A 17,140-nucleotide genomic window follows, 5' to 3' on the forward strand; every position below is an offset into this window, starting at 1 on the left:
TGCCGATGCGATTATTAGTGCCAAAGGCGAAGTCCATATAGTCGAACAGGATAAATGTATTAAATGTGGAACTTGCTATTCAGTTTGCCCGCCTAGATTTGCGGCGGCGACGCGGTTGGTTGGTGAACCAGTTCCGCCTCCTCTGCCTGAAGGAGAAAGGACGGTTATTAGAAAGAAAAAAGAGGCGTAATTATGCAACCGGTTACTGAAATAAGTTGTTGAACTAAGGGAGCATTTCGATAATTTCTTATATAAAATATTGTCTCTCCGAGCCAAATAACTTAAAACAGGATGTTATGGTTTATTAGCCCTATGTGTGTGTTGGGCGAAAAGGAGATGGATTTGGCATTTATGCCGGGCATGTCTTGTTTATGTAACTGCCCGGCATGTCTCCTTTTACTAATTACCAAAATCTAAATTTGCAGGGGAGATTATCATAATGATAGATAAAAATTTAATGGCATCAATCAAAGAAGAGGCACAGAAGGTTGTTTTAAATTCTGTCAACTATCAAAGCTGCGAAAACATTGTGATTAAGGAAGTATCTAATCAGGTTTTTTATAAAGAGAATGTACCGGGTATATCAATACCTCCTGTAGATAATTCTTCAATGGACGGTTATGCAATAATCGCAAATGACACGAACGGGGCATCAATAAATAAATTTAACACTTTTCCCATTTCTAAAGACAAACGGAGCATTGCCAAGATTTCTGAGCTTTATTCTAAGGTCAGAATTAACTATCCTGAAAATACAAATAACCCTAAAGATTATCATGTTAACCAGACCCATGCCTGGAGGAGAAAACTACCTTTGGAAGAAGCTCGTGAACTTTTACTGCAGAAAGTAATAACCACCCCGTGTGAACGGTTGTCTTTAAATGAGGCTTTAGGACGTACTATGCTCGAAGACCTTTCTATTCAGGAAAATGTACCAAGCTTCGATCGTTCTAAGGTTGACGGGTATGCCTTGCTTAGCAGGGATACCGAAAATATTTCGGAAAATGTCCCGGTCAGTTTAATGGTTTTGGGAAAAGTGGCACCTGGGAGAAACCATTATTTTCAAGTCTCGAGCCAGACCACTGTTAAAGTAATGACAGGAGCGCCACTACCAGCGGGGGCTGATGCGGTAGTCAAGTGCGAGGACGTTTTTCGAGAGGGTCAGTATATTAAGGTGTATCATCAGGTAATGAAGGGAGCCAACATAGACAAAGCAGGCCAGGGAATAACAGCTGGAGAAACAGCTATCTCCAAGGGTACACTGATTACCCCACCCCTTCTTGGGTTACTGGCTGAAGCAGGGCTTAATGATATACCTGTGTACTCTGCACTTAAAGTTGCCATTATATGTACAGGTAGTGAATTAACGGAGCTTGGACAAACACTGGATACCGGCAGGATATATAATAGCAATCAGTATCTTCTGTCAGCTCTCCTTAGGAAAATCGGGGTGGAGCCTGTTCCTATGGGTATTGTGCCAGATGATGCGGCAAAAATCGCTACAATTATGCAGACTGCTCTGGAAAAAACAGACTTGGTTGTTACTACAGGAGGAGCATCAGCAGGAGATTTTGACCTGGTTGAACCTGCCATGGCCATGGCGGGAATAGAGGGTTTGTTTTCAGGAATAGATATTAGACCCGGCAAATCATTTGTAGCGGGGAAAAAAGGAGGTAAATTGATTCTGGGTTTATCCGGTCATCCGGGTGCGGCTTTCACGGCTTTTGAGTTAATAGTTAAACCAGTGATTAAAAAAATGTTGGGCTATAAAGATATTTTGCCTCGCCAGGTGGAGGTTGTTTTATCCGGCGATTACAAAAAAGCTGATGCTAGGAGAATAAAAACCGCCAAACTATCTATTGAAGAAGGAATAGCCAAAGCAAGCATTCTTACCGAACATAGTATACTGAGGACTTTAGCGGATTGCAACTTGCTTGTGGATATTCCCCCTGGTAGTGGTATGATCGCTGATGGAGAAATAGTTACTGCGTATATTGTTGATTTGTTCAATATGAACTAACAGTAGGGATAAACAGATATTTAATTGGATTTAAAAGAAGTGAAAGTGTTTTCTGGGTATTTGTCTGCATTATGGCGCTTTCGCTTCTAAGATCCATATTATAATTTAGCTGTTTTGTACGCCTGCTTACTAATATATGAGCAACGCGTTTAAAAGAATAAAGAGAGGCTGGGCTATTAATTATGAGAAAACAAACAGAACATGTTAAGCAGTTAAAAAAAATGTATATAAAAGAGGATGACCGAATTAAGGGGGAAGGCTATTGGGAGAAGTTCCCGTTATTCTGGTTCACCTTATTTTTATCTTTTAGGTGTACCAGAAGGTGCACTTACTGCTATACTTTTGAACAAGTCAGCGATGGTAGTACTCTGGAAATGAATGATAATACTTTTGCTAGATTATTAGAGTGGATTCCAGAAGTTTGGAAAGTTAATAATGTTAAAGTCAACGTCATTGGCTTCCTGGGTGGAGAACCATTATTGAATACAAAAAGAATTAAGAAAGTTATGGATTCTATTTACAAAAATACTGATGGCATGCAAGGGTATATTTATACCAATGGAGATTTAGTCGACTCAGTAAACTGGGATGATCTTGAAGATATCCAATGGATAACTACAAGTATTTCCAATACCAGTATCGAGGAAACTGCAAGAAGAATGAAGATAATTGGTGAACGATCAAATGTTATTGGCCAAACCGTGGAAGCTACGATGGATGATTTTAACTTGGAAAGGCTGCTTGACATAACAAGATTTGGTTTGGAAAATGGCTATCGGTTAAGATACCAAAAAGATTGCTATAGAGGTTTGGATGCTGAATACCATGCCAGATTATTAAAGAGATATCATGAATTGTTAGATCTATTGGAAAGTTATATTATTAAGGGCTACGATGTGCATACTACCTTTTTGCTGGATACCTTAATCCCTTTATGGGCGCATGAAGCATCTCCGTATCCTTGCGGGAAAAGAAATGCAGTGATATTTCCAGATGGTTCAGTGGGGGCATGTATTAGGAACCATTCCACTAAATTTGGAACAATATTTGATAAAGATCCATTAAGTATCATCCAGTGTGAAAAATTTCATTATGACATATCCATGCCGGACATCCCGGATGAATGCAGGGCGTGTGAATTTAGAACTACCTGCCAGGGAGGTTGCCCGCATGATAAATTGTTGATGACTGGGTCCAGAGCTGGGAAATCTATTAACTGTGACATTCATAAAGAAATTATTCCTAGGTTAAGATATTTAGATGAACTTCAAAACAGGAGAAAAGACCATCAATAATTGTCTTGAACTGGATTTGTTTCCATATTGTCCAATTGTGTTGTGCATGACTCATAAATGGGCTAACAATAAAGCGTGAGGTGGTAGTAAATAAGAGCTAATACCTTTTTAATCTATTAGTTAATCAATCTTCCATACTATAAGGTGATTATATTTAATTATTACCTATTATAAAATGACGTTATCATATTGTTAGTGTGATTACTTCCTTTGTGGAGTAATTATTTAAGTCCATACGTTATGTTTAATTAAGCATAGCGATATTGTGGTAACTAAATATTTAAGTAAATAATAATTCAGTGGGCAGTCCAATAGCACAGATGAATTATTAATCTGCCGCTTCGTTATGCTTAATAGAACATAACCAAAAAAGTTAGAAGATTTCGACATGGGTAAAATTAATAAAAAAACAGTACATGCCTGGTTATTTGTGTATTTTTGGTTGAAGTGATGTCTTTGATTAACCGGTAAGCTTTAAAGCAACTTATTGGGAGGTTTATTCCTGATGCATATAAACGTTAGGAGGGATGGAGATAATGGAACTTGTTAAACTAAAGATTAACGGAAAGGATGTTGAAGCACCAGCGGGTAGTACCATACTACAGGCTGCCGAAAATTCCGGAATTAGTATTCCCAGGTTATGTTATTATCCTGATTTGAGTCCTATGGGCCAATGTCGCTTATGTGTTGTAGAAGTAGAGGGAAATACACTTTTACCTGCTTCGTGTGTAACACCAATATCAGCCGGAATGGTAATTCACACTGAGTCGCCTGCTGTCATTGAAGCACGCAAAATTATATTGGAATTGCTGCTTGCCAACCATCCTCAGGATTGTATGACCTGTGATAAGATGGGAGATTGTCGTTTGGCTGAATACGCTTATCAATATGGTGTTCGCGACAGTCGTTTTGTGGGAGAGAAGCATAACTATGCTGTTGATGAGAGCAATCCATTTATTATCCGTGATTTGAATAAGTGTATTCAATGCGGTGCCTGCGTAAGAGCCTGTGAAGAGATTACTGGTAAAGATAACCTGTCATACATGTATCGAGGCTACAATCGCAAGGTGACCACGGCAGACGATGTTTCCTATGTAGACTCTGATTGCGTTTTTTGCGGTCAATGTGTGGCAGTTTGTCCGACCGGAGCATTGACTGAGAAGCAGATTCATGGTAAAGCTAGAGCTTGGGAACTGCAAAAAGTGCGAACCACCTGCCCATTTTGCGGCACCGGTTGCAATTTTGACCTGTGTGTCCATGAAGGTCAAGTGGTCGGGGTCAAATCAAGTCCTGACAGTGTAGTGAACGGCCGTGCCCTTTGCGTTAAAGGAAGGTTTGGCTGGGATTTTGTCAATAACGCTCAACGGTTAACTACTCCATTAATTAAACGTGATGGAAATTTTGTACCTGCATCCTGGGAGGAGGCTATCAATTTAATAGCTGAGCGGCTAAGCGAAATAAAAAACAAATACGGCTCCGACAGCTTTGCTGCACTAAGTTCGGCTAGGTGTACCAATGAAGAGAATTACCTAATGCAAAAGTTTACCAGGGCGGTGATGGGCACAAATAATGTTGATCATTGTGCCCGTACCTGACACGCTCCGACGGTGGCTGGTCTAGCCACTTCTTTCGGCAGCGGTGCGATGACCAATTCTATCTCTGAGATTGATCAAGCTGAATTATTGCTATTAGTTGGTACCAATACCACTGAAGCTCACCCGGTGATTGGTTATAAAATGAGGCAGGCTGCACGCCGGGGAGCTAAACTCATAGTCGTGGATCCGCGGCGGATAGAACTTGCTGAGGAAGCTGATTACTGGCTGCGTATCCAACCAGGTACAGACATTCCGTTCCTTAACGGTTTGATGCATATCATCATTAGCGAAGGGCTGTATGACAAGACTTTTGTCGAAGAACGAACTGAAAATTTTGAAGCCTTAAAGGAAACCGTTAAAAAATATACACCTGATTATGTTTCCAAGTTAACCGGTATACCTACTCCAGAGCTTTATGCAGTGGCCCATCTTTATGCGAGCACCGATAAAGCGATGACGTTTTATACCCTGGGTATTACTGAGCATGTTTGCGGTACCAACAACGTAATGAGCATTGCTAACCTGGCCATGCTAACCGGGCATTTGGGACGGCCAGGCACCGGGGTTAACCCGATACGCGGTCAAAACAACGTGCAGGGTGCCTGCGACATGGGAGCACTACCCAATGTGTTTACAGGTTATCAGAAGGTTATTGAACCCGCTGCCCGGGAAAAATTCGAGCAGGCCTGGGGTGTTTCTCTGTCCGGTGATGTTGGTTTGATGATTCCTGAGATGTTTGAGCGAGCCAACTCTGGTGAGGTTAAGGCTATGTATATTCTTGGTGAAAACCCGGTGCTCACTGATCCCAACAGCAATCATATTCGTTCCGGTCTTGATAGGTTGGAGTTTCTTGTGGTTCAAGAGCTATTTTTGACTGAAACGGCGGTATATGCTGATGTAATCTTGCCCGCCGCTAGCTTTGCCGAAACGGATGGCACTTTTACCAGTACTGAACGCCGGGTACAGCGTGTTAGAAAAGCAATTGAGCCGCTGGCGGGTAAAAGCAACTGGCAGGTCATTGCAGAACTTTGTACCAAGATGGGGCTTCCAGTAAATTATGGCAGTGCTGAGGAAATTTTCAATGAGATGTCAGACCTTACGCCATCTTACGGCGGGATAAGCTATGCGCGTATTGATAAGCAGGGCATCCAGTGGCCATGTCCAACTGCTGAACACCCGGGTACGCCTTATTTGCACGCCTCTTCATTTACCCGGGGTAAAGGCCTTTTCCAGGCGATCGAACACACTCCACCGGCGGAATTACCGGATCAGGAGTACCCCTTCTTATTATCTACAGGCCGTATTCTGTATCACTATAATGTAACAACGCCGTATTCAACAGGTATCAACAGTATGTGGTCGGAGGAAAATGCCGAAATTAACCCGGAAGATGCTGCGCGATTGGGATTGTATAACGGCGAAACTGTTAAAGTAACTTCTCGGCGTGGTGAGGTTACAACCAAAGTTAAAGTCACTGACCGGGTTTTTCCAGGTATGATTTGGATGTCGTTCCACTACGAGGACACCCCTACTAATGTTTTGACCAGTGCTGCCCTGGATCCGGTTACTAAAACCGGTGAATATAAGGTATGTGCAGTAAAAATAGAAAAAATCCAGTAGTTGCTGCGAAGCTGGAGTTAGTCGGAAGCAGATAAAAATGCATTGAGGTGGTGAACTAACAGTGGCGGAATATAAACAGATTCTAAATAACTATAAAGCTTTGCCCGGCGGGTTGCTTGAAGCTTATCACGCGGTGCAAGGAGAATATAACTATCTCCCTGGGGAGGCGGTGCGCGAAGCGGCAGCGGTGTTTGGCGTTTCGGCATCTCAGGCCTTTGGCACGGCCACTTTTTATTCATATTTAAAGATTGGTAAGAGGGGCAGATATATAATTCGGATCTGCGAAAGCGCTCCTTGTCATATTGCCGGAGCTGCAGAAATAATTACCGTTCTGGAAAAAGAGCTGGGCATCAAGATGGGTGAAACCACGGCGGATGGAAAGTTTACCCTGGAGTTTACCGAGTGCGTTGGCCAATGTCAGGCAACCCCGGTTATTACCATCAACAGCGTGCCCTATACTGATATTAAGCCTGCACAGGTGCCTGAAATGCTGGCTCAATGCAGGTAAGCGCAATAGAAGGGAGGTATTGAATTGGCTGAAGAACAGCGTATTGTACTGCGCAATGCTGACCAAATTAACCCGGCAAAGCTTGAGGACTACCTGCAAGCTGGTGGCTATCAGGGTCTGGAGAAAGCTCGGTCGATGTCCCGAGCCGACCTGATTGCGGAGGTTAAAAAATCCAACCTGCGCGGCCGTGGCGGAGCAGCTTTTAACTGTGGACTTAAATGGAGCTTTGTACCCACCGATGCCGAGGTGAGTTATGTAGTTTGCAATTTAGACGAAGGTGAACCTGGTACCTACAAGGACCGCATTATTGTTCAGAAGGACCCGCAGCAGTTGCTTGAGGGTATGGCTATCTGCGGCCATGCGGTCAATGCCAAACAGGGTTATATTTACTGCCGGGGAGAATATCCCTATGTGGTAGAACTTCTGAACCTGGCTATAGACCAAGCCCGCAGCAAAGGTGTACTGGGTGATTTCAATATCGAAGTACGCATGGGAGCCGGTGCCTATGTCTGCGGTGAAGAAACTGCGCTTATTGAATCAATTGAAGGCCATCGAGGTGAACCTCGCTTTAAACCCCCGTTTCCCGGTGTTTCCGGCCTTTGGGGCAAGCCCACCGTAGTCAACAATGTTGAAACCTTCGCTAATTTGCCTCAAATCGTGTTCAACGGTGCCGATTGGTATGCTGCCATAGGTGCGTCCACATACCCGGGGACAAAAGTTTTAACCCTAACGGGTGATGTGGAAAAACGGGTCTTTATCGAAGTTCCGACAAATGTTACACTCAGGGAAATTATTTATAATTATGGCGGCGGAGTTAAAAGCGGCAGGAGGCTCAAAGCGGTGCAGGTTGGCGGTACTTCAGGCGGTTTTATCCCTGAATATCTGCTGGATACCCCCATTGATTATGATTCCATGCGTAGCATAGGAGCCACGCTGGGCACTGGTGCCGTATTTGTTATGGATGAGACCCGTGATGTAGTTGATATCGTCACCCATATAGCTAAATTCTTTAAAGAAGAATCCTGCGGCAAATGTAATCCGTGCCGCGAAGGTACTTTCAGGTGCTATGAGATTATGGACAGGATAAACAGGGGCCGGGGGACTTTGCCGGACATTGAGCATATGATCCAATTGGGTAAAGTAATGGAGAGAGTTTGTTTATGTGGTTTGGGTCAAGCTTCCCCCAGCCCTATCCTTACTACACTGCAGCATTTTAGGTATGAGTATGAACGAAAACTAATTTCGTAAACATAACGGCATATATAGAGCAGGCCTGGCTATCTGCACAAACAGGCCTGTTTTTTTTTGTTAATGATAACATTAACCGAATAAGATGTAGAGTTGTTAGTGCTTACTGGGAATGGGTGCTGCAGGCCAAATTGAATGAGTAAAAGAAAGGATTCTGTGAACAAACCGCTTCAAGTGGTAAAATAGAAGCATGAATTTGAGGGGGCAGTGTTGAGAAAAAAACTTGGATTGTTATAATATGTTGTCCTGAAATCAAATAGCCCGGTAATATCGATATTAATTTGAGCAGCTTGGTATAGAAAAGTGAATATTTGGGGGGTGAAGTGATATTAATAAGCCAGTTAATACTGCAAATGATAATAATCAAAATAAGATTATCAATTTAAACAATAGGCAGGTAATAGTACCTGAAGCATGGGCTGGATATGCCTATTATAAAGATGAAAACGCTATGCAACAAGTTATCGAAGGGATTACTAAATATGAGCTTTTCGAAGTATATAAAAGAATACTGGTGGTATGTATAGGCACTAACGAAATTATAGGGGATTCATTGGGACCATTGGTAGGGACAATGCTAAGAGACCGGGGTTTTAGAAATGTATGGGGCACATTGGATAAACCAATTGGTGCAACTAAAGTAGCCCAATATGCGTCAATTCTGCCAAAAGATAAAGAAACCCTGATTATCGGTGTCGATGCTCTGAATGCCCATGACGTTAATTTGTTAGGTTACTTATGTGTAAAACATGCACCGATATGGCCTGCTTCGTCCATTAAACAAATAAAAAACAGGTTGCCTCCTATCGGTAATGTATCAGTTGGTATGGTGGTCACACATACCAGAGAAAACGAATCAAGTCTAGAATATTTAAACGCAGTACCCAAGGAAATGATATACATAGGTGCTAATAAAATTGCAGATGCTTTAGAAGCTACAGTTAAAGGTAAATAATTATATTCATTGTTGTATTTCTGGGTGTATTATTTATAATTGAATTGCATTTGTTCTGAAATCAGCTGGATCCAGGTGGTGCCTTTGGTCATACTCAACTCCACGCCTGTTTGGTCATAAAAACGGGTACGGCTAGTGTTAGAATTTTTGCGCCAAGTTGCCTCTTGCACCTGACCGTTGGAGAATAACCAAGCTTTGCCCTGACCAAGTAAATTTACCTCCAGTCGGCCCTCGCTGTCAAATGCCCACATAGATACCTGTTGAATCAAGATATTAACAGCTGACAGCTGCATAGAGGAATTTAAATCCAAGTAAGGACGATCGTTCAAAAAACGCAAGTAGGTATTGGTTGGCGCATCATACTGATAGCCCACTCGGCCGTATGGATAGATAATGGTCAGTTTCTCTGCAACTTGACCGGAGAGCTGATCACCTGCTCCACGTAACGGGTAGTCGGCGAGAGCTCCCTTGTTATCCCAGCCTAATTTGGTAATTTCCTGCCATAGGGAATTGATGTCAGTGTATAGATTGAAGGGTGCCTGTCTGGATTTATCCCGCCAGAATCCGGTAGGGTGGAACATTTCGTTAATATGGGCAATTTGGTTTTCGGCAAAATATGTCTGAGCCTGGGGACTTTGGCCGCAATGAATGTAGATGGCATCCCATTCCCGGGCTAACTCGATCAAGTAAGGTCGGGCAGAACGAATTGGGCCGATGTTTTTTGTGCCTTCGTGAAAAAAGACAGCGAGATACCTGGTGACGCCTCCCTCCACAGGCACCTCATAGACTAGGTCTGCCTGGTCTAGTCCTGATTGGGGACGGGCCGAGCTGGAATTATCTATTGTTACGGCAATGGGTCGCGCAAGCATTGCACTAGCTGGGACGTTATCCTGTGGTCTGTTGAACTCCATCTCCGGTGAATTATTTTCACCAGGTCTCTCCATGGCAGACTGAATGTCCTTCTTGCCGCAGCCGGGTATAGCAATGAAAAGAATAACTGTAATTGAGAGTAATAGGGCACATTTTAACCAAAGGCATATCTTTGTATTCGACACATTATTCACCTTTCCGCTTTTTATTTTTTATATTAACATATATTTACGTGCGGGTAAGGTATTTTAAGAGATAGGCTATCATTGAATTTTGCCGATGGACGTATTTACCACGGTATTTTGTTCATATAGTCACCCCTTAAAAATGGTATTAGCCTTGTTTTCAGAGGTTCCGGTACATCTCTGAGCTTTGTGTCCTCAATTTGCAGGATCTTCACGGTTTCTACTTTTACCAGCTGAGCCAGTTCTCTTGCTGTTAAACCCTGGTTTTTACGAAGTTCTTTAATGGTTTTTCTGTGTAAGCCAAATCCAAACATTTTATTACACCTCGATTAGTCATAATAAAACTATTAATAAGAAAAAATTTTTCTACTTACCATACCGCCTTTTTTACCATTAATTATTGATAAAATTTAACTGCTCAAATAATTTGTGCTATGAACAAGAATAGATGTATGCTTATGTCGACACCTTTGTATGGAGGGAGAACATCATAGGTGAAGAAAATACTCAATTTTATTTTAAACAGGATGACCGTTGTAGCTATAGCGATTACTATTCAGATATCTTTTTTGCTGTTCTTTCTCTGGAAACTAAATGAATATTTTATCTATGTACAAGGCTTATTTATGCTGCTGAGTATTATGCTGTTGTTTAAAATTATTAATAGCCGCAGCAACCCAATTTACAAGATTGCCTTAATCATACCGTTATTAACCTTGCCAATAATTGGCGCACTGCTATATTTTGTACTGGGCAATAACAAAAATATGAGGATATTCAAGGAAAAAATTCTCAAAGAATTTCTCACCATTAGCCATTACCTGGCTCAGGATCAGAACATAATCAATGAGTTGGAGGAATTAGACAAGAGTATCGCCAATCAATCGAGATATATATTAAATACTTCACTATTCCCAATTTATAAAAACACCGTTACTCAATATTTGTCTCCCGGTGAGGTTATGTTCAAAAAAATAATTGAAGAGTTGCGCCAGGCAAAGCAATACATTTTTATGGAATTCTTTATTTTGGAAGAAGGCTTGCTTTGGGATGAAATCCTGGCGATCCTGGTGCAGAAGGTACGGGAGGGCGTAGAGGTACGGATTATGTATGATGATATGGGTTCGATTTACCTTCTGCCACCAGGGTTTAATCAGAAACTTGCCGGTATGGGTATTCAATGTATCGCTTTTAATCCTGTCTCACCGGTTTTGTCGCTGCGTATGAATAACCGCGACCATAGAAAAATAGTTGTTATTGATGGATGGGTTGCCTTTACCGGCGGTATAAATCTGGCTGATGAATATATTAATGCTTATCCCAAATATGGTCATTGGAAAGATGCCGGTATTATGGTTAAAGGTGATGCGGCATGGAGTTTTACTTTTATGTTCTTGCACCTTTGGAATGCAACTATACCTACAGATACTGATTATGAATGCTACAAGCCGCTTTATCACAATAGACTACCATATGCTTCCGACGGGTTTGTCCAGCCTTACGCGGATATGCCCCTTGATGAGGACCTGGTGGCTGAAAATATTTATCTTAATATAATTAATAAAGCAAAAAACTACGTTTATATCAATACGCCATATCTCATCGCGGATAATGAAATAGTTACTGCCCTTTGCCTGGCTGCCCGAAATGGTGTGGATGTAAGAATTGTCACTCCGCACTGCCCGGATAAATGGTATGTTCACTTGGTGACCAAATCATATTATTCGCAGCTTATTGAGGCAGGGGTAAAAATATATGAATATCAACCTGGCTTTAACCATTCCAAAACCTTTGTGGCAGACGATGAATTAGCTACAATAGGTACGGCTAACCTTGACTTTAGAAGCTTATATTTACATTTTGAATGTGGTACTTGGTTATATAAATCCGAGGCAGTCCGGCAGCTTAAAGAGGATTATCTTAACACGCTAAAAATCTGTACCCAAATCCAAGTCGAAGATATTGCTGCTATTAAATGGCCTACCAGGGCTTTACAGAGCTTTGTTCGGATATTCGCACCATTAATGTAGTAGTGTTTTAATTCATAAAGGAGCACGCCGATAGATAAATCAGCGTGCTTTCTTAATGTGTTTATTTATCTCTCTGTTTGTGCTGCTACTAAACTTATGGCACCGTATTTTTCCCTCAACCTCGGTTTTTCTATTTTACCGGTTGGGTTGCGCGGGACCTTATCAAAAATTATTTTTCGCGGGCGTTTATATCGAGGCATTGGTTTGCAAAAGGACCTAATTTCTTCTTCAGTGCACTGGCAGTCTGGTTTAAGTTCAATTATTGCAGCCGCTATTTCACCTAGCCGTGGATCATGCAGACCAATGACAGCAACATCCTTAATAGCCTGATGCGCACGGAGAAAATCTTCAATTTGTACAGGATATAAATTTTCCCCACCACTAATAATCACATCTTTTTTTCGGTCAACCAAATAAATAAAGCCATCATTATCCATTCGAGCCATATCGCCAGTAAATAACCAGCCGTCCTTAATTACTGCACTCGTTGATTCCGGGTCGTTATAATAGCATTTCATGACCCCCGGACCTCTAACTACCAGTTCCCCAACCTGTCCCTGGGCTACCTCGCAGCCATTTTCGTCGGTGATCTTAGCTTCCCAATTGTAACCCGGTATTCCGATGGCGCCGATTTTATGAATGTTCTCAGTGCCTAAATGGACACAGCCGGGTCCGATAGCTTCGCTAAGGCCATAGTTAGTATCGTATAAATGGTTAGGAAAATATTCTTTCCAGCGACGGATCAGACTGGGTGGCACCGGCTGTGCGCCAATGTGCATCAGGCGCCACTGGGACAGCTCATAATCTTCCAGCTTTAAATCGCCCCTGTCAAGAGCATCTAAAATATCCTGGGCCCAGGGCACTAAAAGCCAAACAATGGTTATTTTTTCCTCCGATACTGTTTTGAGGATCCATTCCGGCTTAACACCGCGCAGCAATACGGCTTTGCTGCCTGATACCAAACTACCAAACCAGTGCATCTTGGCGCCGGTATGGTATAGTGGCGGTATGCATAAAAAATTATCATCATGTGTTTGGGCGTGGTGTTTAAGTTCTGTTATGCATGACGACATCAAGCTTTGGTGTGTATGCAAAATTGCCTTGGGGAAACCCGTCGTTCCTGAGGAGAAGTAAATAACTGCATCATCTTCATCGGTAAGCTTAACCCTTGGGGCTCTTGAACAGCAATTGGCGGTAAGACGGTCATAGCTTTCAGCAAAACTGGGGCGGTTCTCTCCGGCATAAAAAATCATCTTCACTTTAGGTATCTCAGTATAAATAGTTTCCACCCGGCCGATAAATTCGGGCCCGAAGATTAGAGCAACGGTATCTGATAGATCTAAACAATACTTGATTTCTTCGGCTGTGTAACGAAAATTTAAAGGTACGGCAACAGCGCCGGCTTTTAGTATGCCAAAATATATCGGCAGCCATTCCAGGCAATTCATTAAGAGAATAGCCACCTTATCTCCTTTTTTAATCCCCCTCTTCAGCAGTAGATTGGCAAGCCGATTTGCCTTTTCGTCAAAAACTCGCCAGGACATTTCTCGCCGGTACTCACCGGCAGGGCTGTTTTCAATTAACTCGTATTCTAGCCAAGTGACATTATGGCTTTCCTGAAGGTCCATATTAATCTCGGTTAGGCAGGTTTCCTGGGGGTACAACTCGGCATTGCGCGATAATATTTCCGTGATAGGCATTTTAAACTTTCCTCCCGTTCTACCAATACAGTAAAAAGATTTTCTGCTTCAAAAATTTGTAGGCTAAGGCCGTACTTCAAATTATTTTTATCTTTTTAAATTATAAAGCTATGACGGCAGTTAATCAACAGCAGTTTAGCTTTGCAGCATATGCTGGACGATTTGCCCTGGGTAATCTGCTCAGACAGGTAAAATATCATTTGTCGAGAAAGTAGTGAGCAACAATTCTGCTATGTCCTGAACTAACATATCGCCCTCAAAAATATTTCGGCAATAGGGACAGGAGGTAATTACCGTTGTTGCTTCTGTAGCCAGGGCTTCTTTAACCCGGTTCATACTGATCGGGTTTTCCTTGCTTGACCTGGTCCAGAAACGACCTCCGCCTGCACCACAACAAAAGGACTTTTTTTGGCTCCGGGGCATCTCTGTTAAACGTACCCCAGGTATGGACCGTAGTACCTGTCGGGGTTGCTCAAAAATATCATTATAGCGTCCTAGATAACAAGCATCATGGTAAGTAACCACAATATCATGCGAGCTGGCGATGGGCAGTCGGCCTTGCTCTAGCATTTCGGCTAACAAAACAGGGTGGGGAATGACCTCGTAATTCCCTCCAAATTGAGGGTATTCATTTTTTAGGGTATTATAGCAGTGAGGACAAAAGGTAATAATTTTATTAACCCCGTACTCTTGCCAAAGAGCAATATTCTTCCTGACTGTATTTTGGAAAAGAAGCTCATTACCCATTCTTCTAGCTGTTTCTCCACAGCACCATTCTTCATCCCCGAGAATTGCATAATCCACTCCGGCAAGCTGCATAATTTTAGCCAGCGCTGCAGCTACTTTTGCGGTTGAAGCGTTAAAGGTTCCCTGACAGCCGATATAAAATAAATATTCGGCATGAGGTTTCTTTGACAGAATGGGAATTCTCAAATCACCGGCCCATGCATAGTCTTGATCTGATTGCCGCAACCTGCCAAATGGATTACCTGCGTGCTCTACATTGTTAAAAAACTCCCGCATGGCAGCAGGAATGCGTTCTTGTTCAGAAATAATACCGCGTCGCAGATCAATAATTTTGGAGATATGATCAACTGATACGGGGCAAGCTTCGTTGCAACTGCCACAGGTGGTGCAGCTCCAAATAAAGTCATAGTAAAAGAGGTCACCGGCCATTTTGATAGATGGCTGACCGGCTAATAGTTTATGCCCCTCGTCCTCTAAATAAGCGCGAATGAAACCATTTAGCCGTTTGGGCTTTAACCGCTCATTACTGCGTTCCGACGGGCATTCGCGATGGCAGCGCCCGCATAATAAACAGCTAAAGGTATCTAGCAGCTGCTTTCTAGTGAAGTCATTTACCAGCTTTACACCGCAGGTTTGCTTATTGGTATCTGCCAAAGCAACTGGCATAAGGGCGCCTTTCTGGCGTAAAGAACGCAAGTAAATACTGAATGGTGCAAAGACAAGGTGTAGATAATTTGAATTTGGAATGACCAGTAGAAAAGTAGAGATGGCTAGAAAGTGTGACCACCAGCTTATTTCCATCAGCATTTCTGTAGCAGACTTACCCAGGGATGCAAGCCCGTAAGCAAGTGGATTAACCAGCCAGGCACCAGGCAAGGGTTCCATTAGTGCAGTATAAGCAGCGAAATAGGTTAGCAAGCTACAGTCAATGATAAATATTAAAATCAAGATTGTGTATGTTTTAGAAGAACTGTGCAGCCAGTTTTGTTTCAAGAATTTTAAAACCAGGCGGCGCACAGTAAAACCTATAATACCAATGACTAACAATAAGATAAATAGATCTCTTAAGAACAAGAAAAAGGGGTACTCTAACCAGGAAATTTTTACATTAAAGAGAACCAAGGCAGCCATGTCCAAACTGCTGAACATTAAAATTATTAAGCCCCACATAATAAAAAAGTGTAAAGTACCGGAAAGAGGATATTCTGCTATTTTCCTTTGCTGGAAAATAGCCTGACAGAGATATTTTATTCTTGTTACAGGCTGGTCACTGTAATCATCTTGTTTCCCTAGTCGAATATAACAAATGCGCCTGTAAATTTGGTAGGAAAAATAAGCTAGTGAAAAAATTAATAAAGAGAAAAATATCAATATACGCATATTAAAGTTAACCTCACATTGCTCTTAATGTTTTCAATCTTAAAGTTAATGGAAACAAAAAGCAGTTTCCGCTTGGAAACTGCTTTATTTCTATAAATAACTCGAGACAAATTAATAAGATGTCTCTGAAATAAAATCTCCTTTCCAAAAGGGAGGCACAGATGTTTCCCCCTGCACCCATTGGTTAAAAGCCATAGCTTACGCTTTAGGTATTTTAACTCGGAGCGTGTTATTCAATTATTTAACTATTATATTAATTATTATGGACTTTTAAGTCAAGGCCTTTGCTTTTTTAATTCCTTTCATTATTTTTTGGTACATTTGCATATCTCCCAGTCTATAAAACATAAAGATGTCCGGTTTCAGGTTGGCTTCAATGAACCAAATATGACCTTTTTGGTCAACACCCAAGTCGAATCCGATGATGGTTATGGCAGGATAATTTTTATGTAATCGCCTGGATATATCAATACAAGCTCTATTAATTTTATCTTCAATTTTTTGTGCACTGCCAATAGAGCACCGCATTAAAGCTTCATCTAACAAGAGCAACTCCCTGGCTACATTGGTAACCACATAACCTTTTTGAGCTATTTTGACCAGCTTGCCGTTTACTGACCAATCTTTAAAATCAGGGTCCCACTGAGTTATTACTCTTATATCAATAGGGTTGCCTTCTATTTTCGCCAGTGGGATTTTTTGTTGAACAAGATAGTGGTTCTTTAATGTAAAGTTGGTTGATAAATAATCAATTAAGTGTTTTGCATAATCCATAAGCCAATAGAATCAAGGGTTTCAAGGCCACAAAAAAGGACTTCACCCCTTGTTTTGCCGAATATTACAAGTAGCACCTAATAACAAACGACAAAAACCAGAGGTGAAGTTACTTGTATATTCAACAACAGTGCCTGTTTTCCTTTGACGAAATTATGAAACTGCAACCGGAAACCCGGTTAGAAAAGATTTTTCATACCCTCGATCTTAGCC

13 protein-coding genes and 1 riboswitch are annotated in these 17,140 nt (G+C 41.8%); of the genes, 8 read left to right on the top strand and 5 right to left on the bottom strand.

Annotation, left to right across the window (positions count from 1 at the left end):
• The 7 genes from SPSYN_RS14590 to SPSYN_RS14620 form a co-directional block, all read left to right on the top strand.
• A partial coding sequence (locus tag SPSYN_RS14590) for a 4Fe-4S binding protein (RefSeq protein WP_202623855.1) occupies positions 1–190 on the top strand: 190 nt, incomplete at its 5' end.
• Between the two features lie 249 nt (positions 191–439).
• Complete coding sequence (locus tag SPSYN_RS14595; RefSeq protein ID WP_161823229.1) at positions 440–2,020, top strand: molybdopterin molybdotransferase MoeA; 1,581 nt, start codon at positions 440–442, stop codon at positions 2,018–2,020.
• A gap of 182 nt (positions 2,021–2,202) precedes the next feature.
• Positions 2,203–3,315, top strand: coding sequence for a radical SAM/SPASM domain-containing protein (locus SPSYN_RS14600; protein ID WP_161823230.1), 1,113 nt, complete (start codon positions 2,203–2,205; stop codon positions 3,313–3,315).
• A gap of 536 nt (positions 3,316–3,851) precedes the next feature.
• On the top strand, positions 3,852–6,530 hold the full coding sequence (gene fdhF / locus SPSYN_RS14605) for a formate dehydrogenase subunit alpha (protein ID WP_161823231.1): 2,679 nt from the start codon (positions 3,852–3,854) through the stop codon (positions 6,528–6,530).
• Between the two features lie 61 nt (positions 6,531–6,591).
• Entirely contained in the window at positions 6,592–7,038 is a 447-nt protein-coding gene (locus SPSYN_RS14610; RefSeq protein WP_161823232.1) for an NADH-quinone oxidoreductase subunit NuoE family protein, read from the top strand.
• Between the two features lie 24 nt (positions 7,039–7,062).
• Positions 7,063–8,286: an NADH-quinone oxidoreductase subunit NuoF gene (nuoF, locus tag SPSYN_RS14615; protein ID WP_161823233.1), complete on the top strand. Its 1,224-nt coding sequence runs from the start codon at positions 7,063–7,065 to the stop codon at positions 8,284–8,286.
• 400 nt (positions 8,287–8,686) lie between these two features.
• Complete coding sequence (locus SPSYN_RS14620) at positions 8,687–9,241, top strand: DUF1256 domain-containing protein (RefSeq protein ID WP_279279336.1); 555 nt, start codon at positions 8,687–8,689, stop codon at positions 9,239–9,241.
• A 29-nt stretch (positions 9,242–9,270) separates the two neighbouring features.
• Here the strand turns inward: SPSYN_RS14620 and SPSYN_RS14625 are convergent, their stop codons facing one another.
• Positions 9,271–10,185 (bottom strand): DUF3048 domain-containing protein, encoded by a 915-nt coding sequence (locus tag SPSYN_RS14625; RefSeq protein ID WP_161823235.1) that lies wholly within the window; start codon positions 10,183–10,185, stop codon positions 9,271–9,273.
• A gap of 215 nt (positions 10,186–10,400) precedes the next feature.
• Positions 10,401–10,610 (bottom strand): transcriptional regulator, encoded by a 210-nt coding sequence (locus SPSYN_RS14630; RefSeq protein ID WP_161823236.1) that lies wholly within the window; start codon positions 10,608–10,610, stop codon positions 10,401–10,403.
• 180 nt (positions 10,611–10,790) lie between these two features.
• On the opposite strand from SPSYN_RS14630, the gene cls reads away from it, so the two are divergent.
• Positions 10,791–12,326, top strand: a complete 1,536-nt coding sequence (gene cls, locus SPSYN_RS14635) for a cardiolipin synthase (RefSeq protein WP_161823237.1) — start codon at positions 10,791–10,793, stop codon at positions 12,324–12,326.
• 65 nt (positions 12,327–12,391) lie between these two features.
• Here cls and SPSYN_RS14640 read toward each other — a convergent pair whose 3' ends face one another.
• The 3 genes from SPSYN_RS14640 to SPSYN_RS14650 form a co-directional block, all read right to left on the bottom strand.
• Entirely contained in the window at positions 12,392–14,026 is a 1,635-nt protein-coding gene (locus tag SPSYN_RS14640) for a class I adenylate-forming enzyme family protein (RefSeq protein WP_161823238.1), read from the bottom strand.
• 180 nt (positions 14,027–14,206) lie between these two features.
• The gene (locus tag SPSYN_RS14645) at positions 14,207–15,922 is read right to left on the bottom strand and encodes a heterodisulfide reductase-related iron-sulfur binding cluster (protein ID WP_161823239.1); all 1,716 of its coding nucleotides are present in this window, start codon (positions 15,920–15,922) and stop codon (positions 14,207–14,209) included.
• 352 nt (positions 15,923–16,274) lie between these two features.
• Positions 16,275–16,390: riboswitch (molybdenum cofactor riboswitch) on the bottom strand.
• Between the two features lie 33 nt (positions 16,391–16,423).
• Positions 16,424–16,927, bottom strand: coding sequence for a YheC/YheD family protein (locus SPSYN_RS14650; protein WP_161823240.1), 504 nt, complete (start codon positions 16,925–16,927; stop codon positions 16,424–16,426).
• Between the last annotated feature and the right edge of the window lie 213 nt (positions 16,928–17,140).

The sequence above is a fragment of the Sporotomaculum syntrophicum genome, assembly GCF_009932395.1.
Lineage (GTDB): Bacteria > Bacillota > Desulfotomaculia > Desulfotomaculales > Desulfallaceae > Sporotomaculum > Sporotomaculum syntrophicum.